Source organism: Paenibacillus taichungensis (assembly GCF_013359905.1).
GTDB lineage: Bacteria > Bacillota > Bacilli > Paenibacillales > Paenibacillaceae > Paenibacillus > Paenibacillus taichungensis.
In genome coordinates this window covers 327685-354065 of record NZ_JABMCC010000111.1, presented here as the reverse complement: position 1 = coordinate 354065, position 26381 = coordinate 327685, and the positions used below count along the sequence as shown (strand labels likewise).

The following is a 26381-nucleotide window of genomic DNA, read 5'->3' as shown; positions in this document are numbered from 1 at the left end:
ATACTTGTTAAAAGTATACGCCCCGAGGGTCGTAAAGTTTCTCGTTGCCCAGGCCCCTTTTGGCGCTACGGATGAATGATAACCGTTGACTCGTCCACCCACTCCACACCCTCTTCGTGATAGAATGCTAGTTTCTGCATCAACTGCACCAGAGCTTCATCCTTGCGTTTGGCCTCAATCATCACATCAAGGGCAGGCGTATCTGCTGCAATATGACGTAAAAAAGCGAGCAATGGTTCCACCTCAACCCCATCCGCATGTCCTCGCAGGTCCTTCTCACTCTTTGGACTGGAGACGTGAATTTTGGGCGGTAACGGCTTGTCTGCCGGTGAATCCGCTTGAGCAAGCGGGGACTCCCATGTCTTCAATATATCCGGCCAAAGATCCCATGGCTGTTCGCCTTCATTGTTCACCCATTGATGGTGGATATCCAGCACCATGGGCAGCCCCATACGTTGACATACCGCAAGGGTCTCGGGAGCATTGAACGTTTTGTCATCATTTTCGAGCGTCAGCCGTTCCTGAATATCCCGATCCAGCTTTAGAAAATTTTCTTCAAAACGTAGCGCTGCACTAGGCTTGTCCCCGTATGCACCACCAATATGTATATTGTTCTTGGCAGTAGCATTCAGCCCCATGGCATCCAGCATACGTACATGATGACGAAGGTCGCGCATGGAGTTCCGCAGCACTTCCTCCCGAGGCGTACTGAGGACCGTAAAATGATCCGGGTGGAAAGACACACGCATCTCGTTCTCCTTCACAAAATCGCCAATCGCGGCAAAATCCTGCTTAAGTGCGGGAAACGGGTCCCAATCACTGAGATCCTCATGCGTTGCCAGCGGAATTAATTTGGAAGAGAAACGATATACATGAATATGGCTTCCTTTGTTGTGTCTGAGCAAACGTAATGTATTATGCAAATTCTCGGCCGCAATCCGTTCAAGCTTGCGAATTGCCGCTTCCCTATCATCAATTTTCTTAAAGCTGGACATAGTCATCGTCCGGGAAGGTGAAGCATTCTCCACAAGCACAGACATTGCCACATAGCCAAAACGTACGAGCATGAATTTCTTCCTCTCTATTAGGGCGGGATTCCTTCCCGGCATATGAAGCCGGCAGTCTTCCCTTCACTTTATATAACCAAGTTTTACCCTAAAAGAGTGACCATAATCGTGTTTGGACAAATCTGTCCATTCGTTCGGGTACACATGTAACAAACTACCCCTGAGCCTGTTCACCAAAGAACATCTCGTCCGCGAGAGCAGTCTGAATGCGTGATTCTTCCTCGTTCAGTTTACGGATCAATTGCATCTCCACTTCGGTCACTTCTTGACCCTGGAAGTTAATCTCAGCAATGGAGACTACGATTTTTACGATGGCTACGGCCACGTTATCCGGTGTGTAAGCAATGACTTTCTGTCCGGTAGGAAATACGCGAAAACCTTGTTTGACCATTTTGCCACGGCCGTACTCAAGCAATTCGAACAGCTCTTGTTCATTCTTGAACTTGCACACGGAATTGAATTCGGTCTGAAATCCCATTCATACCCCTCCTTATAATGTCGTCCTTAGGCTACGCGTGTACGCCGTTCTCGTAGTTCAGCGCCTGCTTGCGGTTGTAGCGTTCCAAAGCCAGCTCAATCATACGATCCAGCAGTTCGGCATACGATACGCCCGTCTCACGCCACAAGAGCGGGTACATGCTGTATGGTGTGAAACCAGGCATGGTGTTTACTTCATTAATAAGCAATGCCCCATCCGATTTGCGAATGAAGAAGTCTGCACGGGAAATACCATTGCCTTCAATCGCACGGAATGCCTGCAATGCGGCCTCGCGGATGCGATCTGCGGCTTCCGGGTCTAGCGGAGCAGGGATCAGCATCTGAGACTGACCATCGATGTATTTGGCTGCATAGTCATAATATTCACCGGAAGATACGATTTCTCCTGGTACGGAAGCCATCGGTTCGTCATTACCGAGCACACTGACTTCAACTTCTCGTGCCTCTACAAACTCCTCAATGACTACCTTTGTATCGTATCGGAGAGCGAACTCAACGGCTTTCTTCAGTTCATCCCGGTTACGCGCCTTCGAGATCCCTACGCTGGAACCGAGATTGGCCGGTTTAATGAAACACGGATAGCCCAGTTGATCTTCCACCTGCAAGATCATTTCATGTTCGGTCTGCTTCCATTGAGTTGCGTTAAAATACGTAAAGGCACATTGGTCGATTCCGGCCTGCGCGAACAGTTTCTTCATGACCACTTTGTCCATGCCGCCTGCCGAAGCGAGTACACCTGCGCCAACATAAGGCATATCCGCCATCTCGAACATCCCTTGAATCGTGCCATCCTCACCAAACGTACCGTGCAGCAGTGGGAACATGACGTCCATCGCCTCTTCTCCGCCATATAAACGGCCGAACAGCGCGTTCAGCGCTTCCTGAGTTCCGCCCGCTGCCTGCTCCAGCTTCAAATCTTCAATCTGCGCGAATGGCGCGTGCATGACGGATCCTTTTTTCCACGTACCCTGCTTGGAGATATAAAACGGAACCAGTTCATACTTCTCATAATCAAATGCGTTCGTTACAGCAAACGCCGTTTGCAGCGACACCTCATGCTCGCCTGACTTTCCGCCGTAAACGACGCCTACTGTTAATTTATCCATACTCATGCGTAACCTCCGATTATCTGTGCAATGATACTGCCATGTCTGTCATGTTCAGCACCACTTTTTATTCTGTTATCTAGACTTATTTTACACGGAACCGGATGTCCACGTCACCGAATCCCGTAAAATCTTTGACCATCAAAACTCATCTGCAATGTGAAAAAGCCGGTACACCGTCCGCTCGTTCCAAGCGTAAGAATCCCGGTAATCCCAAAAACGGTGGCGACTGCTGACTGTATGTGCGTTCACAAGCGGCATACCTCCCGCATCAAAAGCGGTCACAACGGTACTGTGCTGAAACCTGCCGTCCCCGTCCCAGTCGTAAAGGATTACATCTCCCAGCATTAACTGCTCTGGACGATCCACTTCGGTTGCTGACAATCCCCAGCTGCTGCCGGATAAATAACGTTCCAAACTATTGGACACGGCCCAACTGTAACTCCACATTTCAGAGCCATTTACATAGCCTTTGTACCACCATCCTGCTTCTCTTTTACCAGTATAGTGGATGGGTGCTTCCCCTGCAAAGAGACATTGGGACACATAATTGGTGCAATCTACTTCGAATTCCTCAAATGCCGGGTTTCCCGAATTCCACCACCGGTCCGCGTAGGCGACAGCCAGATCTCTGCGGTACAGCTGCTGCCTCGATCTCCTCCCCTGTCCCAATACTTCTCGGTTAAGCAGCGGCCGATTCATCGCCTGTACAAAATCGGCTTGTTGAAAAGGACGGCCCTCTCCTACCGGACGACGCTCCGGCACTTCACGTTCTACACGTGCAATGGTCCAAACTCCACCTTGCCTAAGAAAGGTCAGGCGTTCCCGTTCAATCCGGTCTTCCCGATGGGTCAAACCATTCTTCTCATAGAACAGCCTGCTGTACAATTGTACATCGACAATCGATTCATCTGCCCCATCCATAAGTGTCCGCACAAGCTTGGCGCTGGTCTCACTGCGAAGAGGCACGGCCCGCCGCTTGCGGTACCATTGGTCCAGTCTGGCCATCCGCTCTCCCCGTTCCATCACAAATTCCGGATCGGTGACAATCCGTTCGCTTGTCTGTGGGCGGTAGTCGATCTCACAGCGATTATACTGGTTCACGTAGGTATATAAGGCGCTCTTCCATTCGCGTTCCAAGCCTGTGTCCCCCTTTGGCATGAGTTCTGTCCGGAATGATCCATTGCATGAAAACTCTTTTTTATTTATATGAGAGAATTTCGGTTGTATGTGTCTGGTTCTGTTTTGAAGCCTTATTATGGGGGATAATGCGTACGGAAGAGATCGCGTCCGTTCCCATTAATTGAGAACGCATTCAATCTCTCAATAGCTTGGCTGGACAGGCAAAAAGCCCTTTACGTACGGAGCTGAAAACGTTATACTTAAAACTAAAGTTACGATTATGAAATTACGTTTCACCTAATGAAACCATCGAACAAGGACACGGAACGATGAAGGCCTGTTCTTCACCTAAATGAACGTTTTCTTCATCTCACCGACACATTTTAAGGAGGTACATGTATGTCAGCCAAGAATCATTTCTCCGCGGCCCGCAGTCTTGAGGTCGGAGGCAAGTCTTATCGCTACTACAGTTTAGATGCTCTTCAGGAAGGCGGCTACGGCGACCTTTCCAAGCTTCCTTTCTCCATTAAAGTGCTGCTCGAAGCAGCTATTCGTCAATTCGACGGACGTGCTATTACTGAAGAACATGTAAAACAACTGACCGGCTGGGCAGAAGGCCGTGACAATAACAAAGAAATTCCATTTATTCCTGCACGTATCGTTCTGCAGGATTTCACCGGTGTACCCGTGGTCGTTGACCTTGCTGCAATGCGCGATACCGTGAAAAAAGCAGGCGGCGATCCAAAACAGATCAACCCACTCGTACCTGTCGATCTCGTTATCGACCACTCCGTTATGGTTGATGCATTCGGAACGAACGATGCACTCGACTACAACATCAAGGTTGAGTTCGAGCGTAACGAAGAGCGTTACCGTTTCTTGCGCTGGGCACAAACGGCATTCAATAACTTCCGTGCAGTTCCACCATCCACAGGGATTGTTCACCAAGTTAACCTGGAGTACCTGGCTTCCGTGGCTGCAACCAAAACCATTGATGGCGAAACTGTTGTATTCCCGGATTCCCTCGTAGGAACGGACTCCCACACCACCATGATCAACGGACTCGGCGTTGTTGGTTGGGGTGTTGGCGGGATCGAGGCTGAAGCAGGTATGCTGGGCCAACCGCTTTATTTTGTTACACCGGACGTTATCGGTTTCAAATTGACAGGCAGCCTGAGCGAAGGCGCAACGGCAACGGATCTGGCACTCACAGTTACCCAAATGCTGCGTAAAAAAGGCGTTGTCGGTAAATTTGTCGAGTTCTACGGACCGGGTCTTGGCAACATCAGCCTGGCTGACCGCGCAACGGTAGCCAACATGGCTCCAGAGTACGGCGCAACAATTGGTTTCTTCCCTGTTGATAGTGAAACACTGAACTATATGCGTAATACCGGCCGTACCGACGAACAGGTGGATCTGGTTGAAGCTTATTACAAAGCTCAAAACATGTTCCGTACTGCGGATACGGTTGATCCTGAGTTTACAGACGTGATCGAACTGGATCTGGCATCCGTTGTTCCAAGTCTTGCCGGACCAAAACGTCCACAGGATCGCATCGAGCTGACTCAAATGAAAGAAGGATTCAATAGCATTATCCGCACGCCGATCGACAAAGGTGGATATGGTCTGAGCGACGAGAAAATCGCTGAGAAAGTGCCTGTGAAACACCCTAACGGTTCAACTAGCGAACTGAGTGCTGGTGCTGTCGTTATCGCGGCAATCACTAGCTGCACTAACACATCCAACCCTAGCGTTATGGTCGGAGCGGGTCTGCTTGCGAAAAAAGCTGTTGAACGTGGTCTGACTAAACCTGGCTACGTGAAAAGCAGCTTGACTCCAGGTTCCCTCGTTGTTACCGAGTATCTGGAAAAAGCAGGTCTGATTGAATATCTCGACAAACTCGGATTCAACGTTGCCGGGTATGGTTGCGCAACTTGCATCGGTAACTCTGGCCCACTGCCAGACGAGGTAAGCGAAGCAATCGCCGAGAATGATATGACCGTAGCGGCTGTATTGTCCGGTAACCGTAACTTTGAAGGTCGTGTGCACGCGCAGGTCAAAGCCAACTATCTGGCTTCTCCGCCACTCGTTGTGGCGTATGCTCTGGCGGGTACCGTTAATATTGATTTTGCAACCGATCCAATCGGTTATGATACCAACAACGAACCTGTATTCCTGAAAGACCTCTGGCCTAGCTCCGAGGAAATCAAGGATACCATCGCTAGCTCGCTGAATGCACAGATGTTCCGCAACAAATACGAGAACGTATTTACAGCTAACGAACGTTGGAATACGATTCCTGTACCGGAAGGCGAATTGTATGAGTGGGATCCAAACTCCACGTACATTCAGAATCCACCATTCTTCCAGGAGCTTGGCGACAAGTTGACTGATATCGCAGATATTCGTTCCGCACGTGTTATGGCATTGCTTGCTGACTCCGTAACAACGGATCACATCTCGCCAGCGGGTAATATCGCACCATCCAGTCCAGCTGGACTGTACCTGAAAGAACATGGCGTAGAACGCAAAGACTTCAACTCTTACGGCTCCCGTCGTGGTAACCATGAAGTTATGATGCGTGGTACGTTTGCAAACATTCGTATTCGTAACCAAGTGGCTCCAGGTACTGAGGGTGGTATTACGAAATACCTGCCAACAGACGAAGAAATGTCCATCTACGATGCTTCCATGAAGTATCAGGATGAAGGACAGAACCTGATCGTTATCGCTGGTAAAGAGTATGGTACAGGAAGCTCGCGTGACTGGGCGGCAAAAGGAACATTCCTGCTTGGCGTCAAAGCCGTTATCGCAGAAAGCTTCGAGCGTATTCACCGCAGTAACCTGGTCGGCATGGGCGTAATGCCATTGCAATTCCAGGAAGGTCATGGCTGGTCCAGCCTCGGTCTGAACGGTCGTGAAACGTATGACATCACAGGTCTGAGCAATGATGTAAAACCAGGACAAGAACTGACGGTTACCGTAACTCGTGAGGACGGCACCAAGTTCGACTTCCCTGTTATCGCTCGTCTGGACAGCATGGTTGATGTGGACTACTACCATAACGGTGGTATCCTGCAAACCGTATTGCGTCAAATGATGAAAAAATCTTAATCGCATTGATATTTAATGCAATTAAGTTATACAGAAAGCTCCCCGCCACGTGCGCTCTGCACGGTGACGGGGAGCTTTTTTTTTATTAATATACCAAAGGCTATGTAACGCCGCTACACTTTCTTTTAATGTCCAATGTAATGAGATGCTTGATCCAGGGATTGCAGTATGGCCATGACCACAAACAGACAGGACATTATGATCAGTGTGTACCCAATCCATCTGAAGGTAATTTGATTGTTGTTGGTTCCATCCTCTGACGAAGAATGAGTAACATAACGTGGACGAACGATAAACACCATTCCTGTGCCAATCATTAGAACAACCAAGAAAATCATCAAATACTTTCCCTCCTTACACCCGACTCTGATTGGAATTATACTCTTTTTTCGCAGTGCTTGCTGTTCCTCCCACAATCATACGTTTCAGACCGATAAGCATGGTATATAGGACATAACCAACCATTCCACCAACAGTGTTCAACATAAGATCATCCACGTCGAATATGCCCATGCCCGTCAATAGCTGTGTCGCTTCAAAAACAAAACTTAAGAGCAAGGAAAGTACGAGTACTTTGGCCCCTGACAACAGCTTGTTCCCCATCAGCACTGGAATGAAAATACCCAGTGGGATAAAGGCCATGACATTGCCTAACAAATGAATTGCGGTACCTGGACGATGTAACGACAGGCTATGCCAGTCTCTCGAGATTTCCTGAAATGGCGTCAGATTAACAGTTCGCGTATGAATCAGATCCGGCTGCTGCGCGATCGCCATAAGTTGAACCCTCACAATGTTCCAATCCACCGTGTGTCCCTTGAATAATATCAGCTTGGTTAGCAGATACAGATAGACGATCAATGCCGCGACCCAGATCACCTTCATGTTGAACTCTTTTGGTTTCATATATGAACCTCCACGTATTTCTTGTTGTTTATTCCTCCACCGTCACGACAACTCCCTTCATGTTGTCTCCCGATATCTCATATTGACCATGCTCAGGTATATTAATGGTCTCATCTTTGGATGCATCGTAATAACGTATAAAATAATGCTCGCCCCCGACTTCAGCGGAAATGCTCTTTTTCTGCTGCAGCAGCTCCAAATATTGCTCCAATACCAGATGATTATGATACATAATGGCGCTGTGCGGCAATCCCACATAGCGGAAATGCCATGGTTCGAATTGGATGCCGGTGATGTCCACTTTATCCTTCGGGTAACGCAAGATGAATCCGAATTTCCATGCATTCTTTTCAAGCCAGGCTCCTTCGGGTGCTTCACTCATAGCAGCCAGCGTAGAGCCAATATCCATGGACAAGCCCAGGTTATGTTCACTATGTCCCGCGGGAAGCGCATAGTCCGATCCCTTTTCCTCATACAGTTGCTCCTGTTTCGTAAAGTCCCGATAGCCACTGCTAATAATGAAGTATCGTACGTCATCTTTCCCAGCAGCTTCAACCATCTTCTGGAACGCTTGCGCTACGTACTTTGACAACATAATATTCTGATCCAGCAATCCGTATCCCCGGATTAGTTCATGTTGTTCAGCCAGATTGACAATATCGGTTCTAATCCCCTCCGCATGAACGGGATACTCCGAATTGACGAGCAATAAATTCCCTTTATGTACTTGATTCTGCATATCCACATGAATTGTTTTGGTATAGCCTGCACGAATTTCACCCGTATCCTGAACTTCCAGATTCGCCTCTTCCTTCTGTTCAAACAGGGCGGGTGACTTGGAAAAGATATATCCCAGTACAATGATACATATCAAAAATCCCCACTTTTTCATTCCATGCTCCTCCTTTACCTCGTCATTCAAGGATAGAGAAAACTAGTTAAAAAAAAGCAGGGCAATTCTAAAGTTTTTCTTAAATTCAGTCTTTTACTTCATTCTAGTGCTGGCAACCGCACTTCAAATACGGTTCGTACGATATCACTTTGGACCGAAATAGACCCATCATGCTGCTCCACAATATTTTTGGCGATAAATAGCCCCAGACCTGTTCCACCTTCCTGAGGTGTCCGTGCACGATCTCCGGTATAGTACATATCAAAAATATGAGGCAGATCATCCGGATGAATATGTCCCCCATAGTTCATGACCTGAATGATAACCTGTCCTGCATCACGGTGCCCATGGATATCCACATAAAGACCATCTGTACCATGACGCGCTGCATTGATCAACAGGTTCTCAAACACGCGGGCAAGCACCTCACCATCGCCGAAAATGGTTAACTCGGAATCGATATGCAGTCGGGTGACCAGGTGGTTCTTTTCAAAAACAGGGTACAGCTCTTCGTTCATCTGCCTTAGCAGTTCACTAAGATCAAGTTTCTTTTTTTCAATCGACAACATACCATAATTCATCCGTGTAATCTCAAACAAATCATCGATCAGTTTCTCAAGACGCTGGGATTTGGCAAAAGCAATCGCTGTAAAGTGTCTGACCTGCTCCTCCGTCAGCTGATCATCCTTCATCAACAGATCCAGATAACCCAATACTGATGTTAGCGGCGTACGTAAATCATGCGCCAAGTTTACAACCAGTTGGTCCTTGCTGCTCTCCGCAAAATCTCCCCGTTCTACCGCTTCCCTCAGTTTCAGGCTCGCCAGATTGATATCCTCAGCAATCGCGCCCAGCTCGTCCTTCGTCGAAATTTGCACACGGTGCTGGAAATCACCATTTGCGAGTTGCCGGATACCTGTGGAGATATTTTTGAAGTAGGTAACATACGGCTTGGTAAACCAGAAGAAAAACAGGATGGCAAGCGGTATAAACAAGATGAGGAAAAAGTAAATATCTCCTATACTTCTCATAAAGTGACGATATTCCGCTAACTGATCTTCCGCACGCACACCAGTGTAATAGTATTGCATCACTTTATATACTCCAAAGGTAATCGCACCAGATGCCAACATGCTTAAACCAAGCAACAGAATCATGGTCGTTCGAAAACTTCTGCGTTTATTCATTAAACGTGTACCCCACACCCCAGATCGTTTTGATAAACTTGTTCTTGCCCACATCTTCGCCCAGTTTCTTGCGAAGGGTCCGAATATGAACCATTACGGTATTGCCGCTCTCATAATAAGCCTCTCCCCACACTTGTTCAAAGATGCTCTCCGCACTAAATACCTGTTTGGGATGACTTGCGAGCAGATACAGGATGTCAAACTCCTTCGGTGTTAACTCTACTGGCTTGCCATAAAGAGTGACACTATGTTGATCTGGCGAAATAATGAGCCCGCCTTTCTCCAGAATGGAGCGCTGAATCGGTACAGACTGGCTGAATTGAAGTGAACGACGCAGCTGGGAATTGACCCGCGCAACCAGCTCCATCGGGTTAAATGGTTTCGTCATGTAATCGTCTGCGCCCAGCACGAGCCCGGTGATTTTGTCCATATCCGAGGTTTTGGCGCTTAGAAAAATGATAGGCAGGTGATACTGCTCCCGAATTTTGCGGGTTACCTCATATCCGTCCATACCAGGCATCATAATATCCAAGATGGCCAAATCTATTGCTTGTGTCTGAACGGCTTGGACCGCCGCTTTCCCATCAAATGCCTTGATGATGTGATAACCTTCTTTTTGCAAGTGCAATGCAACCAGATCAGCGATCTCAACTTCATCATCTGCGATCAAAATCGTAATACGCTTCATTGCTTATTCCACTCCTATATGTGATGCTCAACAATATAACATATCTGAATCCAACTTATAAATGATTGAAGGGAATCCAATATATGAAACTCGACCGTTTATTAGCCATTGTTGTGCTGTTAATCAATCGTGGCCGGGTACAGGCAAAGGATCTGGCTGATACGTTTGAAGTATCCATCCGTACTATCTACCGAGATATAGACACGCTGGGCCAGGCAGGTATTCCTGTCGTCACCTATCAGGGCGCAAGCGGTGGTATTGGCCTGGCAGAGGGCTACCGGCTTGATCGAAACGTACTGACCGACAAGGATCTGGCCTCTATTGTCACTGCGCTGCGCAGTGTCTCCACCTCCCATACGAATGTAGCACGGGATCTGTTAATGGAGAAACTCAGCAGTATCGTGCCTGAAGCCAAAAATGAGGATTTCCAGGCCAATACCAGCCGCTTTATTGTAGATTATTCGATGTGGACCCATCCCGAAGAACTGCAAATGAAACTTCAACTCATTGAACAGGGCATGGATCAACTGCGGCCCATTACATTTACCTATTGTAGTGCAGAAGGTACTCAAACTCATAGAACGACCGATCCGCATACCCTTGTGCTCAAAAAGCATTCCTGGTATCTCTATGCGTTCTGTCACGAACGCAACAATTTCCGCATGTTCAAGCTAGTCCGCATGCGAGATGTCGTCCTTGCCCAAGGAAGCTTCGAACGCAAGCCGATCAACCTGCAGGACAGGCCCTGGCAGCAAGAGTGGGCAACTCCAGATAATAAAGTGGCCCTGAGCCTGAGATTCCATGCTCGTATCCGTCACATCGCAGAGGAATGGTTTGGCATAGAGAACGTCATTTCTGATGGTGAGGGGTATTATATGAGCCAAGTCGCATTCCCGGAGGACAACTGGTTGTATGGGTTCATTCTTGGATTTGGCGCGGATGTCGAAGTGCTGGAGCCTCTGCATATTCGGGAAGAGATTCTTAGAATTGCTGAACAAATTGTACAAAATTATAAAGCCCCACCCCTAACCTGACAGACAGGTGTCCAGTTCCTCACGTTATACTTCTACTATATTCAAGTTGTACATAACGAGGAGGAATTGATGATGAACGTCACAGTATGCCAAAGCTGCGGAATGCCACTTACTACCCCTGCTCAATTCGGAACAGAAACGGATGGTACTACAACCCGCGAATACTGTATCTATTGTTATAAAGAAGGCAAGTTCGAGCAGCCCGATATTACGCTGGAGGGCATGATTGAAATGTGCACTGCCATCTTGAATCAGGAAGGTATGGACGAGGAATCAGCAAGGGCGATGCTACGTAACCAGCTTCCTTTTTTGAAAAGATGGAATGCCTCCGGCTCAGAACGGAACGTGACATTTGGGGCAGAAAATTCGGATGAGTCCGTTGAATTTAATCAAGAAACTCGTGACAATCGACTTTCCACAAAGCCCATTCGGTACGTCACATTGCCAGGAAAGCGCCTTGCAGGTGTGTCCGCCAGAACAACCAATGCCATTGAGATGAGTGGCAAAGGCTGTATTCAGGGACTCTGGAACAGCTACTTCGCCTCAGATCATCAGCCTGCCCCTGAAGCGAACCGCTATGGCTGTTACGCTAATTATACAGATGGCATAAATGGAGAATACACCATACTGGTGGGTCATGAGGTGGGTCTGGATGAAGCGTTGCCTGAGGGAGTGAGTTCCGTTGACCTGCCGCCTGCAACATATGCGGTGTTCACCTCCAGAAAGGGCCCGATGGGCGAGGTTGTAGGTGAGGCCTGGGGTGCGGTGTGGGCCTGGAACAATCAGGGGGAGCGCACGTTTACCGGAGATTTCGAATTGTATGATGAACGAAGCCTCGATCCTGAGAACGTACAAGTGGACTTGTATATCGCTGTTCGCCAAGAAAAATAAGAAAAAAAGTGATTATGGTCATTTCTTAATTCCAATTGGACCGTTTCGATCTATATCTCAGCAATGGAATAATGCTCACGGATTTATACAAAATGCTGTTAGGCTGTCAGGTTTTCCTGACGGCTTTTTGGCGTTTCACCTTTGTCTATCCATCGAAAAATGCCCTAATATGCACCCGACAACCGACCATGGTACCAAGTTAGCTAGCTTGCGCCGTACCTATACAACCAGACAATATGTCTTAATTTCGACACAATTGGCATTCCCAAAACTGGGTCTATTCACTTAACAACCGCTTCTATCCTCCCATACGAAACCTCACATATGCGGTCCTTTTCTCCTGAATTTACTTAAAAACGTTTACATCTCCTGAATACGGGGTAAAATCACTACAATCCAATTGGAATTACACCTTAAAGTTGCTTGATTCGTCTAACAAGTCACATATACCTATTTGCGTAACAGAGACGATAACCCGTCGGAATACATAACCTATTAATAATCACATATGCATATTCAAAAATGCATTAAAGGAGGAACCAAGATGATCCGCATGCCTATTCAGCAAATGATCCCGTACCACCATCAATATCCGCGCAACACGGCGACCACTGCTCCCAAAAAGGAGAATGAGAACACTCAAGGTCTATCCTTTCATGAAATTTTGCAACAAAAAATGGCTAAAAAGAATGCTGCCCCTTCTATGCGATAAATGAAATGACGTGCGAATTGAGAATCGCTTACGTGGTTTGCACCGTTCCTCTGCGAAGTTGTGGATGAACGGTTATTCGCGTTTTCACGATAAATGTTGCTACCTCCGTATTTTAAATATGTACAGTCTATTGTCACATCCCTATAATGGGTTAAATATCTGCGGAACTTATATGAGAGATAATCCATTTCAGGGGGCAAGTATGATGATGACCATTGGCTGTTTTCACGCTCACTATTCCAATATTGCACTAATTGAAGAAACTCTCGCTCCTTATGAGGTTGAACTTGTACATTATGTCGATCCGGGTCTGGATCGCCTCAAACATGATGCGGATTTCACCGAGGCAGTTACACATGAGAAAGTATCACAGACGCTGCAATGGATCGCACATTGTCATGCAGATGCCATCCTCGTCACCTGTACTCTGTTTGCGGCCGTACTTGAGCAGGAGGCACAGCATGTTCCCGTGCCCGTGATTGGAATTGATGATCCATTACTTCAGGAAATGCAGCAGAATCCTGGCAAGTACATCCTAGCGTTTACCAACCCCGCAACGATTGAAGGAACGATGGCGCGGGTGAATCTGGCTTTGCAGCAAGAGGATGCGGATGGGCAGCGACACGAGGCCGTGACCGTAGAGACTGAAGCAGTACTGATCCCGGGCACATTCGAGTTAATTATGCGAGGCGATAAGGAAGGTTATCTTGCAGCGGTGAGCACCGGATTACAGCAACTTGCTGAGCAGTATCCAGATAGCACTGTCGTAGCCGCTCAATTGTCGATGGCTCCCACAGCAGCACGGGTCAAATCAGATACAGGCATGGCGATCTATAGCCCGCTGGCATCGCTTGCGGCGTATTTGGAGAAGAAGTTGAGCTTGAAGCAGTGTTGAGTGTTGAACTCATGAAGCAAAATAAAAAGACTCTCGAATGAGAGACTTTCGAATGGTATAATTATTTTGTACAGCCAATTTGTGGTGGGAAATAGGTTGCCTCCGGTGGGAGGTGATTCTATGAACTTCTCTTTCAACGACGTAATCGTGTTCGCAATGTTAATTATTGCGCTCCTGACATACATCGACCGTAAAAAGAAGTGACCCGCCACAGGTTGACGGCCTGACGGGTCACTTCGTCCGAACTATGCTGCACTTGGAGGAATACCCACCGCAAATGCTGTGCAGGAGTAGCCATTGGCCTGGCTACTCTTATTTGTTTTTACTTATATTCATTTTATTAAACATCTGCGAGACAATCAACCTACAACTGATAAAATATGTTGTGTCGTTATCCTTGTCCTTCGAAGTTAAGTGTGCGCACCGCATACCAAGTAAGAGGCCGTTCCTCTCCGCAATCACGGAGAGGAACGGCTTTTCACCATGTCAGGCCGCCCAGATTACGCTGTAACGACGCCTAAGAGCGTGTCCGGTATTCCTCAGCCTTTTCCTGCATACCCGCTGCCACGGCCTCATTTTCGGACAAACCTTTGTCTGCGGCAAAAGCACGAATATCCTGCGTAATGCGCATGCTGCAAAATTTCGGCCCACACATGGAGCAGAAATGGGCTTCCTTGGCCCCTTCCGCCGGCAACGTCTCATCGTGGTAGGATAGCGCACGTTCCGGATCCAGCGAAAGGTTGAACTGATCGCGCCAGCGGAACTCAAAGCGTGCTTTGGACAGCGCATCGTCCCGCCGCTGGGCACGCGGGTGACCTTTCGCCAGATCAGCGGCATGAGCAGCGATCTTGTAGGCGATAACACCTTCCCGCACATCATCCTTATTGGGCAGGCCCAGATGTTCTTTTGGCGTAACATAACAGAGCATGGAGGTACCAAACCAACCGATCATCGCTGCTCCAATTGCCGAGGTAATATGGTCATATCCTGGTGCAATATCGGTCGTCAGCGGTCCCAGCGTATAGAACGGCGCCTCTTTACATATCTCCATTTGCAGATCGACATTCTCCTTGATCTTGTGCATCGGCACATGCCCTGGACCTTCAATCATCACCTGCACATCATACTTCCAGGCGATTTGTGTTAGTTCTCCAAGCGTAACCAGTTCAGCCATCTGAGCTTCATCATTGGCATCGTAGATGCTTCCTGGGCGAAGTCCGTCTCCGAGCGAGAACGCCACGTCATACTTTTTCATAATCTCGCAGATTTCTTCAAAATGGGTATACAAAAAATTCTCCTGATGATGTGCAAGGCACCATGCTGCCATGATGGACCCGCCCCGTGACACAATGCCTGTCATACGCTTGGCGGTGAGCGGAATATATCGGAGCAGCACGCCTGCATGGATCGTAAAGTAGTCCACACCCTGCTCTGCCTGCTCAATGAGCGTGTCACGATACAACTCCCAGGTTAGTGCTTCGGCTTCTCCATTGACCTTCTCCAGCGCCTGATAGAGCGGTACTGTTCCAATCGGTACAGGTGAATTGCGGATAATCCATTCGCGGGTCGTATGAATGTCCTTGCCTGTGGACAGATCCATCACCGTATCCGATCCCCAGCGTACGGCCCAAGTCATCTTCTCCACCTCTTCCTCGATGGAGGAGGATACCGCAGAGTTTCCGATGTTCGCATTGATCTTCACATGAAAATGACGCCCGATCAGCATTGGCTCACTCTCCGGGTGATTAATGTTCGACGGTAGGATGGCCCTGCCACTCGCCAGCTCCTGCCGTACAAATTCCGGTTCCACACCCTCACGAATGGCGGCGAACTCCATCTCCGGCGTGATGATTCCCTGCCGTGCATAATGCATCTGGGTCACGCAGCGCCCTGCCTGTGCCCGCAATGGTTTACCACGCAAGCCTGGATACTTCTCGGCTCCAGCTCGCTTTCCTCCAGGTTTCAATCCGTTATCCTCCGGTTTTACCGTTCGTCCCTGGTAGGCTTCAACATCTTCACGCTCCGTAATCCAGCGGGTACGCAGTGCTGGCAGCCCTGCCCGGATATCGGCATGAAATCCGGGGTCGGTCATCGGTCCGCTCGTATCGTAGACACGCAGCGGTTCGTTATACTCCACTCCTTGAGGAGTATTGGTGTCATGAAGGGCAATTTCACGCTCCGGTACTGCAATGTCAGGTCGTGAGCCATGAATGTAAATTTTGCGGCTGCCCGGGAAGGGCTGAACCCGTCCTGCCGTACCTTTTTCCTTTGCCAACTGCTGATCCTGCTTGTCCTGTCCCATCGTTCGGTTTCCTGTACTCATCGCTCTTGTCTCCTCCTCATTAGTGTTTGCCTGGATTGAAATACTTGCACACGGCTCCAAACCATCCACAACATAGAAAAAGAAAGAGCGACCCTACAACACAAAATAGAGACATACAATTCAAGTAATACAGACATACGAGGCAAAAGATATCGGAACCCAATGCTCGCCAATGCTCCCAGCTCTTTATCCAAAAGCAGCTCTGACACCAGCTTTCGCCTGTTTACTGTATAAAAAAAGCCGGTTCCCAAGGGAACCGGCTTATCTCCATCACCAATAACACACCTTATAGAGACTCCTTAGTGGAGCCTATCTATAGGTTAAATTATATGGTGTTCGTGATCGTATCGCCGATTACTTCCCTACGCTGGTATGATCCAGATCAGGTGCAAAGGGTCCGGAATCTCATGCGATTCCGTCTCAGTCCGGACAATTCGGACTCCCCCAGTAACGTTAACAAGTTGCAGCATCTAGGCCGCAGATTCATATTCAATTATGCTGACCCTGTTGGGCCATCCATTACAGAGTAGCGCAACCGAATCATAAAAACAACCTTTAAATTCCAGAAAATAAGATCAGGATAGCATAAGCCCCATCTGCGTAGCAGCTTCCTTCAACACAGGTGCGTATTCATGCAACGTTTCTTGCGAGAGACGGCTAACAGGCCCGGATACCGACAGGGCAGCAGCGATGTTGCCTTTCCGATCCATTATGGGTACAGATACTGCTGCGGCTCCCGGTTCACGTTCCTCATAACTTGTTGCGTAGCCGTATTCCAGAATGTCTTTCATCTGTGCCAAATATACTTTGGGATCGATAAATACCGGCCATTCCGGTCCATTCATCAGATCTTCGCGGTCCTCTTCGGTGGCAAAAGCCATCAGCACTTTGCTGGATGCTCCCACTGATAACGGAAGTCTGACGCCCACCGGAGCTACACGACGAATCGCCTGATCACTCTGCACGGCTTGAATTCGAATCCGCTCACTGCCATCACGCAGATATAAACTCACGGTTTCGCCCAGTCGATCTCTCAGCCGCTCCATCGCAGGAAGGAGCAAAATGGCAGGATCATCGCTGCGAGACATATGGGCAGACAGTTCCCAGATGCGTATGCCGAGTCGATACTTCTCAGTTGCAGCATCCCGGATTACGAACCCTTTGTCCTCCAAAGTAGCCATCAGACGATGGACTGTACTCTTGTGCAGACCGATCTGGCTGGCAATTTCCGTGAGTCCCAGATCACTGCGGGTTGTAAAACACAATAATATATCCAGCGCCCGTTCTACAGCCCGGACGGTTAACTTTCGGTCTTCCATGGCAAGTTGCCCTCCTCATGTTTCATCACATGAAACTTGGTTACATAAATTATATGAGAAACGGTCTCATCTGTAAACCAAAAAGCGCCATTTGGAATAGGGATATTTGTAAATATTTTCTTTTTATAAATTAGAATCCCCTGCATTTTGCACCCTAAGGAAATGTTACCCATATATCTTCAGAACTATATAACAATTGCGTAACAAATGGCCTCAATCAATTGACTTTGACTATATTGGAACATACGATAAAGATATATTAAATTAAGATTTTGCTTCATAAGTAGTCAGAAAAATCATTTATCCGCTCTGTTCGTCTCGTTGTTATCTTCATTTGATTTTTAAAGGAGGGGCAATCATGTATCCGACATCCCAGAGCGAAGCCCCGCTGCAAACGAAAGTGTCAGATCTGCCTTCTTCGTTATCACCGAGGCTGATCCGGTTCAAACATATTGTCGTGGCGTTGTTGCTCTCCGTTGTATTTTTTCTGCTCTTTTGTTTCATTGCACTACACGGTTATATTGCTTGGGTATTATCCAATCCAACTGTAGCGCCTGTATTCTCCAATCCCATGCAGGCGAAGAACATGAAGTATCAAGACATCACGTTTCCGGCAGCAGACGGCAGTCGAACGATGCAGGGTTGGTATATTCCGGCTGATGATAATGCAAACAAAACCATCATATTCAGCCATGGATATGGTGCGAATCGTGAAGAAACCTGGGTACCGATGTATGACCTGGCCCATTATGCTCATCAACTTGGCTTCAATGTGGTGATGTTCGATTACGGTTTCGCTTCACAGGTGAACAAAGCTGTCGCTACAGGCGGCAAAGCCGAGTCCCAGCAGTTGCTTGGTGCTATCCAGTTTGCGAAGCAGCGCGGAGCTCAGGAGCTTGTCGTATGGGGATTCTCCATGGGTGCAGGTACAGCCCTGCAAACTGGGCTGATTACCAAAGATGTGGATGCTATGATTCTGGACAGCACGTTCCTGCTTGAGCCGGATACGCTTTATCACAACATCCATAATCAGATTGATCTTCCGCGTCAGCCTACGCTGGAGATTATGAACCTGCTGTTCCCTATTCTGAACGGGACCGGATTGCAGCAGATTCCGTATCAAGAAGTGAAAAAAGAAGATTATCCTTTCCCGATTTTCTTCATCCATGGTACCGAGGATGAGAAAGCTCCTTACCCGATTGCTGAGCTGCTTGCCGGCAACCAAACCAATTCAAATTCCGATGAATGGATTGTGGACGGTGCGCATCATGAGCTGATCTTCCGGGAGCATCCGAAGGAATATCTGCGCCGTGTCTCCACATTCCTGAGTCATGTGACGAAGACGAGCAGCGATGATGTGGAAAATACCAATACCGGAGAATCGTGAAAATCCGATAATTCAAGAGCCCCTAGGGGGCTCTTTTTTTGTGTACATAGGACAACATACCTGAAGAATATACTTTTGGGATGTAATTAAAGACAGCTCTACCTTGTACATTACAAAATTGAGCGAACCGGGGAAACAAAATTCATTTCTGCTGCTGGATCTGAATTCAAATTCATCTGAACGGAGGTTTACCGCTTATGAATTGGTATGGATATGGGCATCTGCTTCCTCTGCGGATACTCGAAGAAGTCCGTTTCTGGAAAGAGCAAGAGAAGGAACATACGATTGTCATTCGTGCCTTGGTCCCTGATCTTGAACCCTCTTATGTTAAATGGCTTGCGGAATGGGAAGCGATCTTTGAGAATAGCGAACGAGTCGCGAATCAGCTGTTGAAGCAAATACTGCCTGGAACCCAGCCGCCTGCTCCTTACATCATCCGCTGCATTGAACAACTCGTAGCGGCTGCCTGCACACAATCGCGAGAGTTCATTAGACAGTTGTACGTCCTACTGGAGCAAAGTACTGCTGTTCAGCAAGTGCCGATTGCCAAAGTGGTTATTCTGCATTTTATACGTGAATCCGAGTATTTCCTGGGGGTACTTGAAACGCTGAAACAATCTGGAGCTTTGCGAGATTTGGTGTCTGATCCCAACGTACAAGTACAAGTTGCTTCAACGCCCGTTTCCGAACAGCCCTATCGTGAAGCTGTAGAAGAATCGTCCAATGTTGCGGGAAAAATCAATAACTCCACTCCAGCGTTACAGGCACAATCTTCAGCGACTGTACAGTCTCCCGATGCAAATGCAGAGGACACAACCAACTCTACAGCTGCGCCGGTCAAGGAGAAACCCGTGCCTATTGGAGGGCACACACTGCCACCCCTACCCTACGCCTACAATGCGCTGGAACCACATATTGACGAGATGACGATGCGCATACACCATGACAAGCACCATCAATCCTACGTGGACGGACTGAACACCGCGGAGAAAAAGCTGGCAGAATCGCGGAAAAAGAATAATTTTGAACTCGTCAAACATTGGGAACGCGAACTCGCATTTAATGGCGCAGGCCACTACCTGCATACGATCTTCTGGACGATCATGAACCCTAAAGGCGGAGGCAAGCCTTCCGGTATGCTCGCAGAGCAGATCAAGCGGGATTTTGGCAGCTATGAAGCGTTCAAGAATCAATTTACCGAAGCCGCCAACAAAGTAGAAGGCAGCGGATGGGCCATGCTGGTATGGAGCCCGCGGGCGCATAGATTGGAAATTTTACAAGCGGAGAAACACCAGAATTTATCTCAGTCCGACATTGTGCCTCTCCTGCCGCTTGATGTATGGGAGCATGCCTACTATCTGAAACACCAGAATGAACGCAAAAAATATATCGAGGACTGGTGGAAGGTTGTGTACTGGCCAGCTGTGGCGGAACGTTATGAAACTGCACGCAAGCTGTTATGGCCGCCTTATTGAAATTAGGATTGGAGTTATGCGAAAAAGAGATATCTCCAGTTTACAGACTGAAAGATATCTCTTGGATCGCAAAAAAAAAAAAAAGCAAGCCTCCTGATTCAAGAAGACTTGCGAGTAATAGGATAATCTACGGACCTCACGCCATTAAGAGGCGCAACCCTCACAGGCAACATAGTTGTCGCCAACCTGTTTGCTAATTGCGATCAGATCGCCCAGCTTGATATCTTCTTCACCTGTAAATTCAAGATCAGCGATACGCGCAACGATCAGGGCAGCTGCTTCTTCCTTGCTTGTAGCCATTTGGCTAAATTCAGACTTTTCGCCTGTTGAAATGACCTCATATAAGTACGTATATCTTAAAGTTTCCATGTAGACACTCTCCTTCCGAAATCACATCATATCATCTCTATTACCCAATTCCAAGTCCAAGCTTCTGAACCTAATCGTAACGCAGTTTCATCTGCTCAGCCGTCCGTCTAACGGCTTCCTGATCCACGCTCAACACACGGCTCGTCTGCGCCAGGGGAAAACGCTGACGCAGTGTACGTACCAGCGAGGCTGTATACGCCGCAGCAGAAGGGACACCTGCCAGTTCCTGCAAACTCGCCATCGTTCCGGGCCGAACATCCGGATAGCCTTCGCTGGCACCGTCTGCTGCATCCTGATAGAACTCACGCACGTCGGCTGCCAATTGGTCCCCTTGTCCTTCCACGATGATAAAGGCCGTAATGATATAAGCCTTGGCCTGTCTACGCTGGGCAATACCACAGAATTTCAGTCCACCCACACTGACATCATAATCGCCAGGACAGAAGGCGCCTTCGATCTCCCCCGTACGTGCCTGACTCGACCACGGTGTTAGCGATTCAGCAATCAGTGAGGCCATCTCCCGAAAATCATCGTGTATATTGATGGCTCGTCCAGGGTTGGGCAAAATTAAAGATACGTTAACCACCCCTGGATTCAGGGGAACTGCTGCACCACCGGATGGACGAACGCAGACCGCTGTTCCCTGGCTTCTAATGCGTTCCATTGCTTCCACCGCCTGTGGTAGCCTCCGATCCCGCAATCCTGCTACAAAGGCATCTGGATGCCGCCATATATGAGCAACGGGCAACTGGCCCTCTCCCACCCGGCGGCACATGACTTCTTCCCAAGCAAATGCTTCAAGCACACTGCTCCCGTGCCGCAGCAACGGTGTCTCCCAAATTTGCACACGCAATGAATGATCCAGCTGCATCTGCTGCTTTGCTCCCGGCGATCCGGGTTGATCTGAATTGGACGGTACACTCATATAAGATAGCCTCCGACTAAACTAATCTGGATGAATTGAAATAGTTACATGACCCTTATGTATCCTCATGAATGCAAAAATAATATATAAATAAGCCGGTTCCCCAGGGAACACGGCTTATTTAAGAAAGCTTCCATTGGCACAAGCATCTATACTGCCATTTCAGATTCAGCGAAATGCCGACTAAAATGGAAGCAACATGATGGTGCCAAAGAATCCGATGCTTCTGGCTTGTCCAACGTGTGGAATGAGCCCGAACTTTTAATCTTTTACCAGCGACAGGAACTCAGCACGCTGTGCCGGATTGTCACGGAAAGAACCACGTACAGCAGATGTAACCGTCTTACTGCCCGGCTTCTTCACGCCGCGGGAACACATGCACAAGTGCTCGCCTTCCACGACAACCATGACACCGTTCGGCTCTACCGCTTCAGTCAGAATATCGGCAATCTGTGAGGTGATTCGCTCCTGAACCTGCAGTCGGCGGGTAACTGCCTCCACCAGACGGGCCATTTTGCTCAATCCCACAATTTTGCCACTCGGTACATATCCAATGTGCACCTTACCGAAGAAAGGCGCCATATGGTGTTCACATTGGCTGTAATAGACAATGTCCTTCACAATGACCAGTTCTTCATGATTCTCGTCAAACGTCACACCAAGTACATCGCGCGGGTCCACTTCATACCCGCCAAAAATCTCTTCATACATCCGGGTTACGCGTGCAGGCGTTTCTAGCAGCCCTTCCCGCGTACTATCCTCACCGATCAATTGCAAGATCTGTTCAATGTGATACTCGATCTTCTCCCGATTGTCGGATACTTTTGAATTCAAATAATCTTTAACGCCAGCCACTGCCGAACGCCTCCTTTCGAACCACATACTGTAAGCAGCTATTCATTTCAGCATTATGCATAATGCTCGCTCACAGCTATTATTTTCGGCGGCCCGAGTTTTTACGCGCAGGATGTTGTTGCGGCTGAGGCATCTTCGCGCCTGGCTGCTGGTTCTTCATCATCTGCTGGGCGCGCTGCATTTGCTTGCCGTTCAGGTTATAACCCATTTGCTTCGCCATCTTCTGGAGCATGTCGGGATCGCTTTGCATTTTCTCAAGCTGTTTCCGCAAGTAGTATACCCCAATGAAAAATCCTCCGACCAGACCAACAATCAATGTAATAATCGGTATTGCTATTTCCATCTCTTAGACACCTCTGTATGCAATCTAAAAAGCCTGATGATCCGTGTCAGCACATGATGTTATACGCTCACGATGCAAACATGACACGCACCGGATTTCCTGAAAGTTATCATAGCATTTCCGCACGCCTTGAGCAAACGGATTTTCCAGCTATACGCTGAATTTAACATCCAGAAAACAGATCGAAAACATTCTGTAAATCTCTCAGGAGCATCCGTATAAGTTACATCAGTACCGCCTCTATGAAAACGGTTGTATGCTGAGCCAGATCCACTTCAATCACATCCAGATCATAACGTGTACTGCCACGTGCCACCCGAATGACCGGCCTACCAGGCAGACCCCGGTGCTGACGCACAATGACTCCGGTCTCTTTGGTAGACAATCGAACTGCTGTTCCATTCGGATAAACGGACACACTCCGGTTGAATTCGATCAGAATGTCACGATCCAGCTTCGTGCCAGACATCGCCATCATCTCTTCACAGGCTTCATGTGGCAGCATAATTCTACCCGAAAGGCCATTGATCAGATTATCATACGTGTTAGCTGCACTGACGATTTTAGCGAAAAGATGAATGTCTTTTCCCTGAATGCCCCTCGGTAGTCCCGTACCATCCACATGCTCATGATGCTGCAGAGCCGTATGTGCCACAAGCAGATTAAACTCCCGTTTGGACTTGATCAACTCGAACCCTTTCCACGTGTGATGCAGGGATGAGTTTGCTGCTGAACCGCTGCCAGGTGGCTCCCCCACTTTGCCGATGTCATGCAATAGAGCTCCGACGGCCAGATCCTTGAGCTGCACATAGTTAAGCCCCAGATTCAGACCAATGACAGAAGAAAGCAAACATACATTCATGGCGTGAACATACTGTGCGTTATCTTTGGTCCGAATGTCTGTGAGCTGAACAAGCAGTTCACGCCCGTTCAGAACATCGTTCAACAATTTATCTATGCTGATGGCGACCTTCTTCGGGCTCCAGTCTTTCCCGGAACGGATAGAATCGAGCGTAACACTCATTTCATTAATTACTGCCTTTTTCGTGGCTTCATCCAGAATGTCTTCTGTATCCACATCTTTATACGCTTCATCCTGGATGTACAGCATGGTCACGCCAATACGCTTCAGCGTATTAACCATAAATACGGTGAGCTGGACTCCGGCAGACAGCAACACCGTGCCGTTGCCGGAATATATGGTTTTGCCCAGAAGCTCCCCCGCCTCCACGCTCTCCACGTTAACATACTTCATGAACGTCCCCCGCTCTTACGATTGCTGCTCCAAGTTGAGCAATTGCTCTTTGGTTTGCAGCCCGCCTACATAACCCACCAGGGTTCCGTCTTTACCGCTGATGCGGTGACAGGGAATAATAATCGGAATCGGATTTTTACTAATAGCATCCAGAACTGCGCGAACAGCTTTGGGTCTGCCGATGATTTCCGCAACCTGTTGGTGTGTTGAGGCCTCTCCATAAGATATATCGGACAGGACTTGCCATACTTGTAGCTGGAATGGTGTTCCAAACAAATCGAGCTTCAGATCAAACGCTTTTCGTTCTCCTGCAAAATACTGCTTCAACTGTTGTGCAGCTTCGCTCAGCTTCTCTTCATTTTTCTCATATCGATATTCGCCAATCCATGTACGAGCCCATTGTTGCAAATGCGCCTCGCGCACATGGAATGCACCAAAATCAATGTGACACAGGCCTTTATCCGTCGCACAGAGCGTAAGTGTACCGATCGGCGTTAGCACCTCATCGTAATATACCGGCGTACCATGCAGACCTGTTACGGCTGATGGTTTCCATGCTGCAGCTTCTGGTTTGGCAGGCTCTGTCGTCTGCCCATTTTCCTGTTCGGGTGTCTTATTCTGTTCCTTCTGATCCTCAGGCTTATCGTTGCTCTTTGGCTCTGCCTGAGGCTTATCGGGTAAGGTCTCGGACGAACTCAGTCGTTCCTTGGCCTTCTGCAGCATGCTTAGCACGTTCCCATCTTGTTCGTTAGCGGCAGCTTCCCCAATGGCTCTCATTGCGTCTTCTCCTCCAATTCTGCTCAGCGCCCAAGCTGCAGTTCCCCGCAGCTCGGGACGCGGATCACGCTTCAGTACCTCCGTTAGTTTCGGTACAGCGGTTTTGTCTTTGAAATTGCCAAGGGCAATTACGGCGTTGCGCTGAATTGGCTTCTTGCCCCGCCAAGCGGCGGAACTTTGGCCGAAGCGCTCTTTGAATTCACGGTTACCGATGTCTAGCAACGGTATCAGCAAAGGTTTTACAATCTCCGGATCGGGATGAAACTCAGGATGGTGGTCCCAGTTTTTACCCCGATTCTTCGGGCAAACAATCTGACAGGTATCACAACCGTACAGACGGTTGCCAATTTTGAGCATAAACTCTTCATCCACGAAGCCTTTCGTTTGGGTCACAAACGAAATGCAGCGCTGTGCATTCAGTTGTCCCGGCCCGACCAGTGCTCCAGTTGGACAGGCATCAATACACTTCGTACATTCACCACAATCCTCGGTCACCGGGTTGTCTGGCTGAAACGGGATATTCGTGACCAGTTCGCCGAGAAAGATCCATGAACCGAATTTGGGCGATATAATGGCACAGTTCTTGGCACTGAATCCAATCCCCGCACGCTGGGAAACAGCACGGTCCACCAACGCCCCCGTGTCTACCATACTTTCAATCATGGCTTCAGGTACGCGTTCACGTATAAAATGAACCAGCTTGTCCATTGCTGCACGCAGGACTTGGTGATAATCCTGACCCCAGGCGGAACGAGCCAGAATACCACGGTATGCACCCGGCTCCGACTTCGGCGGATTAACCATCTTCGATGGATAAGCCACGGCAATCGCAATGAGCGAAGCAGGCTCGCCATCTTTCAACTCTGGACGTATCCTTTTCTCAATATCAGGCTCCTCAAATCCGGACTCGAATCCTTTCGCCCGATGTTGCTCCAGAATGGACTTCAAGGTCACGAATGGTTCTGCCGAAGCAAATCCTATATCATCAATACCCATCTCGGGAGCTGCTGCCTTAATCTCTTGTTTTAACTTCTCCCATACAGCTGCTGCCTTTGCTGCTCCGGTCTGTACACTCGTCATATCTATTCCCTCTCTTCTTCCACGCTAATTCCGCAAATAACGCCCGCCTCAGGTGGGAGGACAGGCGCTGATTTCGATATACAAGTCGGACATACCGGAGCTAAAAAGAAACCGAGTCTATATCGTTTAACGCAAAATGCAGCGTGAAGTTGTTGTCCTTG

Annotated in this window: 24 protein-coding genes, 1 pseudogene and 1 riboswitch; of the genes and pseudogenes, 7 read left to right on the top strand and 18 right to left on the bottom strand. The window is 48.4% G+C overall.

The window, feature by feature from the left end; genetic code table 11:
- Nucleotides 1-65: 65 nt before the first annotated feature.
- From uvsE to HP548_RS15875, 4 genes are all read right to left on the bottom strand, one after another.
- On the bottom strand, nucleotides 66-1067 hold the full coding sequence (gene uvsE, locus HP548_RS15890; RefSeq protein ID WP_099858743.1) for a UV DNA damage repair endonuclease UvsE: 1002 nt from the start codon (nucleotides 1065-1067) through the stop codon (nucleotides 66-68).
- A 154-nt stretch (nucleotides 1068-1221) separates the two neighbouring features.
- The gene (locus HP548_RS15885) at nucleotides 1222-1545 is read right to left on the bottom strand and encodes a hypothetical protein (RefSeq protein WP_053779624.1); all 324 of its coding nucleotides are present in this window, start codon (nucleotides 1543-1545) and stop codon (nucleotides 1222-1224) included.
- A 31-nt stretch (nucleotides 1546-1576) separates the two neighbouring features.
- Nucleotides 1577-2677, bottom strand: coding sequence for a D-alanine--D-alanine ligase (locus HP548_RS15880; RefSeq protein ID WP_076290475.1), 1101 nt, complete (start codon nucleotides 2675-2677; stop codon nucleotides 1577-1579).
- Nucleotides 2678-2812: 135 nt separating this feature from the next.
- Nucleotides 2813-3832 (bottom strand): amidase domain-containing protein, encoded by a 1020-nt coding sequence (locus tag HP548_RS15875; RefSeq protein WP_175382188.1) that lies wholly within the window; start codon nucleotides 3830-3832, stop codon nucleotides 2813-2815.
- A gap of 360 nt (nucleotides 3833-4192) precedes the next feature.
- Here HP548_RS15875 and acnA point away from each other — a divergent pair, with 360 nt between their 5' ends.
- Complete coding sequence (gene acnA, locus HP548_RS15870; RefSeq protein WP_076290477.1) at nucleotides 4193-6907, top strand: aconitate hydratase AcnA; 2715 nt, start codon at nucleotides 4193-4195, stop codon at nucleotides 6905-6907.
- Between the two features lie 125 nt (nucleotides 6908-7032).
- On the opposite strand, the gene HP548_RS15865 is transcribed toward acnA, so the two are convergent.
- The 5 genes and pseudogenes from HP548_RS15865 to HP548_RS15845 form a co-directional block, all read right to left on the bottom strand.
- A complete protein-coding gene (locus HP548_RS15865) occupies nucleotides 7033-7248 on the bottom strand; it encodes a hypothetical protein (protein WP_175382187.1) in 216 nt (71 codons plus the stop codon).
- Nucleotides 7249-7261: 13 nt separating this feature from the next.
- Nucleotides 7262-7813: a VanZ family protein gene (locus tag HP548_RS15860; protein WP_175382186.1), complete on the bottom strand. Its 552-nt coding sequence runs from the start codon at nucleotides 7811-7813 to the stop codon at nucleotides 7262-7264.
- 231 nt (nucleotides 7814-8044) lie between these two features.
- Nucleotides 8045-8372, bottom strand: a pseudogene (locus tag HP548_RS34125) (M15 family metallopeptidase); the annotation flags it as partial.
- A gap of 431 nt (nucleotides 8373-8803) precedes the next feature.
- The gene (locus HP548_RS15850) at nucleotides 8804-9892 is read right to left on the bottom strand and encodes a HAMP domain-containing sensor histidine kinase (protein WP_099858745.1); all 1089 of its coding nucleotides are present in this window, start codon (nucleotides 9890-9892) and stop codon (nucleotides 8804-8806) included.
- Nucleotides 9885-10580: a response regulator transcription factor gene (locus HP548_RS15845; RefSeq protein ID WP_076290482.1), complete on the bottom strand. Its 696-nt coding sequence runs from the start codon at nucleotides 10578-10580 to the stop codon at nucleotides 9885-9887. Before HP548_RS15845 ends, HP548_RS15850 begins: the two co-directional genes overlap by 8 nt.
- An 83-nt stretch (nucleotides 10581-10663) precedes the next feature.
- Here HP548_RS15845 and HP548_RS15840 point away from each other — a divergent pair, with 83 nt between their 5' ends.
- The 4 genes from HP548_RS15840 (at nucleotide 10664) to HP548_RS15825 (ending at nucleotide 14112) form a co-directional block, all read left to right on the top strand.
- Entirely contained in the window at nucleotides 10664-11614 is a 951-nt protein-coding gene (locus tag HP548_RS15840; protein WP_175382185.1) for a helix-turn-helix transcriptional regulator, read from the top strand.
- A gap of 69 nt (nucleotides 11615-11683) precedes the next feature.
- Entirely contained in the window at nucleotides 11684-12505 is an 822-nt protein-coding gene (locus tag HP548_RS15835; RefSeq protein WP_343054854.1) for a zinc ribbon domain-containing protein, read from the top strand.
- Nucleotides 12506-13049: 544 nt separating this feature from the next.
- A complete protein-coding gene (locus HP548_RS15830) occupies nucleotides 13050-13217 on the top strand; it encodes a hypothetical protein (RefSeq protein WP_161490662.1) in 168 nt (55 codons plus the stop codon).
- A 205-nt stretch (nucleotides 13218-13422) separates the two neighbouring features.
- Complete coding sequence (locus HP548_RS15825; protein WP_175382183.1) at nucleotides 13423-14112, top strand: aspartate/glutamate racemase family protein; 690 nt, start codon at nucleotides 13423-13425, stop codon at nucleotides 14110-14112.
- Nucleotides 14113-14275: 163 nt separating this feature from the next.
- Here HP548_RS15825 and HP548_RS33745 read toward each other — a convergent pair whose 3' ends face one another.
- From HP548_RS33745 to HP548_RS15815, 3 genes are all read right to left on the bottom strand, one after another.
- Nucleotides 14276-14410: a hypothetical protein gene (locus HP548_RS33745; RefSeq protein ID WP_281364870.1), complete on the bottom strand. Its 135-nt coding sequence runs from the start codon at nucleotides 14408-14410 to the stop codon at nucleotides 14276-14278.
- Between the two features lie 219 nt (nucleotides 14411-14629).
- Nucleotides 14630-16414: a phosphomethylpyrimidine synthase ThiC gene (gene thiC, locus HP548_RS15820; RefSeq protein ID WP_246318091.1), complete on the bottom strand. Its 1785-nt coding sequence runs from the start codon at nucleotides 16412-16414 to the stop codon at nucleotides 14630-14632.
- Between the two features lie 363 nt (nucleotides 16415-16777).
- Nucleotides 16778-16891: riboswitch (TPP riboswitch) on the bottom strand.
- Nucleotides 16892-17010: 119 nt separating this feature from the next.
- On the bottom strand, nucleotides 17011-17754 hold the full coding sequence (locus HP548_RS15815) for an IclR family transcriptional regulator (RefSeq protein WP_063568040.1): 744 nt from the start codon (nucleotides 17752-17754) through the stop codon (nucleotides 17011-17013).
- Nucleotides 17755-18112: 358 nt separating this feature from the next.
- Between HP548_RS15815 and HP548_RS15810 the strand changes: the two genes are divergently transcribed.
- Together HP548_RS15810 and HP548_RS15805 are read left to right on the top strand one after the other, a co-directional pair.
- A complete protein-coding gene (locus HP548_RS15810) occupies nucleotides 18113-19141 on the top strand; it encodes an alpha/beta hydrolase (RefSeq protein WP_076290486.1) in 1029 nt (342 codons plus the stop codon).
- Between the two features lie 197 nt (nucleotides 19142-19338).
- The gene (locus HP548_RS15805) at nucleotides 19339-20616 is read left to right on the top strand and encodes a Fe-Mn family superoxide dismutase (protein ID WP_099858749.1); all 1278 of its coding nucleotides are present in this window, start codon (nucleotides 19339-19341) and stop codon (nucleotides 20614-20616) included.
- Nucleotides 20617-20760: 144 nt separating this feature from the next.
- On the opposite strand, the gene HP548_RS15800 is transcribed toward HP548_RS15805, so the two are convergent.
- From HP548_RS15800 to queG, 6 genes are all read right to left on the bottom strand, one after another.
- A complete protein-coding gene (locus HP548_RS15800; RefSeq protein ID WP_053779639.1) occupies nucleotides 20761-20985 on the bottom strand; it encodes a hypothetical protein in 225 nt (74 codons plus the stop codon).
- A 70-nt stretch (nucleotides 20986-21055) separates the two neighbouring features.
- A complete protein-coding gene (locus tag HP548_RS15795; protein ID WP_175382182.1) occupies nucleotides 21056-21910 on the bottom strand; it encodes a lipoate--protein ligase family protein in 855 nt (284 codons plus the stop codon).
- 261 nt (nucleotides 21911-22171) lie between these two features.
- On the bottom strand, nucleotides 22172-22765 hold the full coding sequence (gene folE, locus HP548_RS15790; protein WP_076290489.1) for a GTP cyclohydrolase I FolE: 594 nt from the start codon (nucleotides 22763-22765) through the stop codon (nucleotides 22172-22174).
- 79 nt (nucleotides 22766-22844) lie between these two features.
- Nucleotides 22845-23108, bottom strand: a complete 264-nt coding sequence (locus HP548_RS15785; RefSeq protein ID WP_076290490.1) for a YneF family protein — start codon at nucleotides 23106-23108, stop codon at nucleotides 22845-22847.
- Nucleotides 23109-23331: 223 nt separating this feature from the next.
- Nucleotides 23332-24363 carry an HD-GYP domain-containing protein gene (locus HP548_RS15780; RefSeq protein WP_076290491.1) on the bottom strand — a complete coding sequence of 344 codons (1032 nt, stop codon included), beginning with the start codon at nucleotides 24361-24363 and terminating at the stop codon, nucleotides 23332-23334.
- Between the two features lie 15 nt (nucleotides 24364-24378).
- Entirely contained in the window at nucleotides 24379-26220 is a 1842-nt protein-coding gene (gene queG / locus HP548_RS15775; protein ID WP_099858753.1) for a tRNA epoxyqueuosine(34) reductase QueG, read from the bottom strand.
- Nucleotides 26221-26381: the final 161 nt, after the last annotated feature.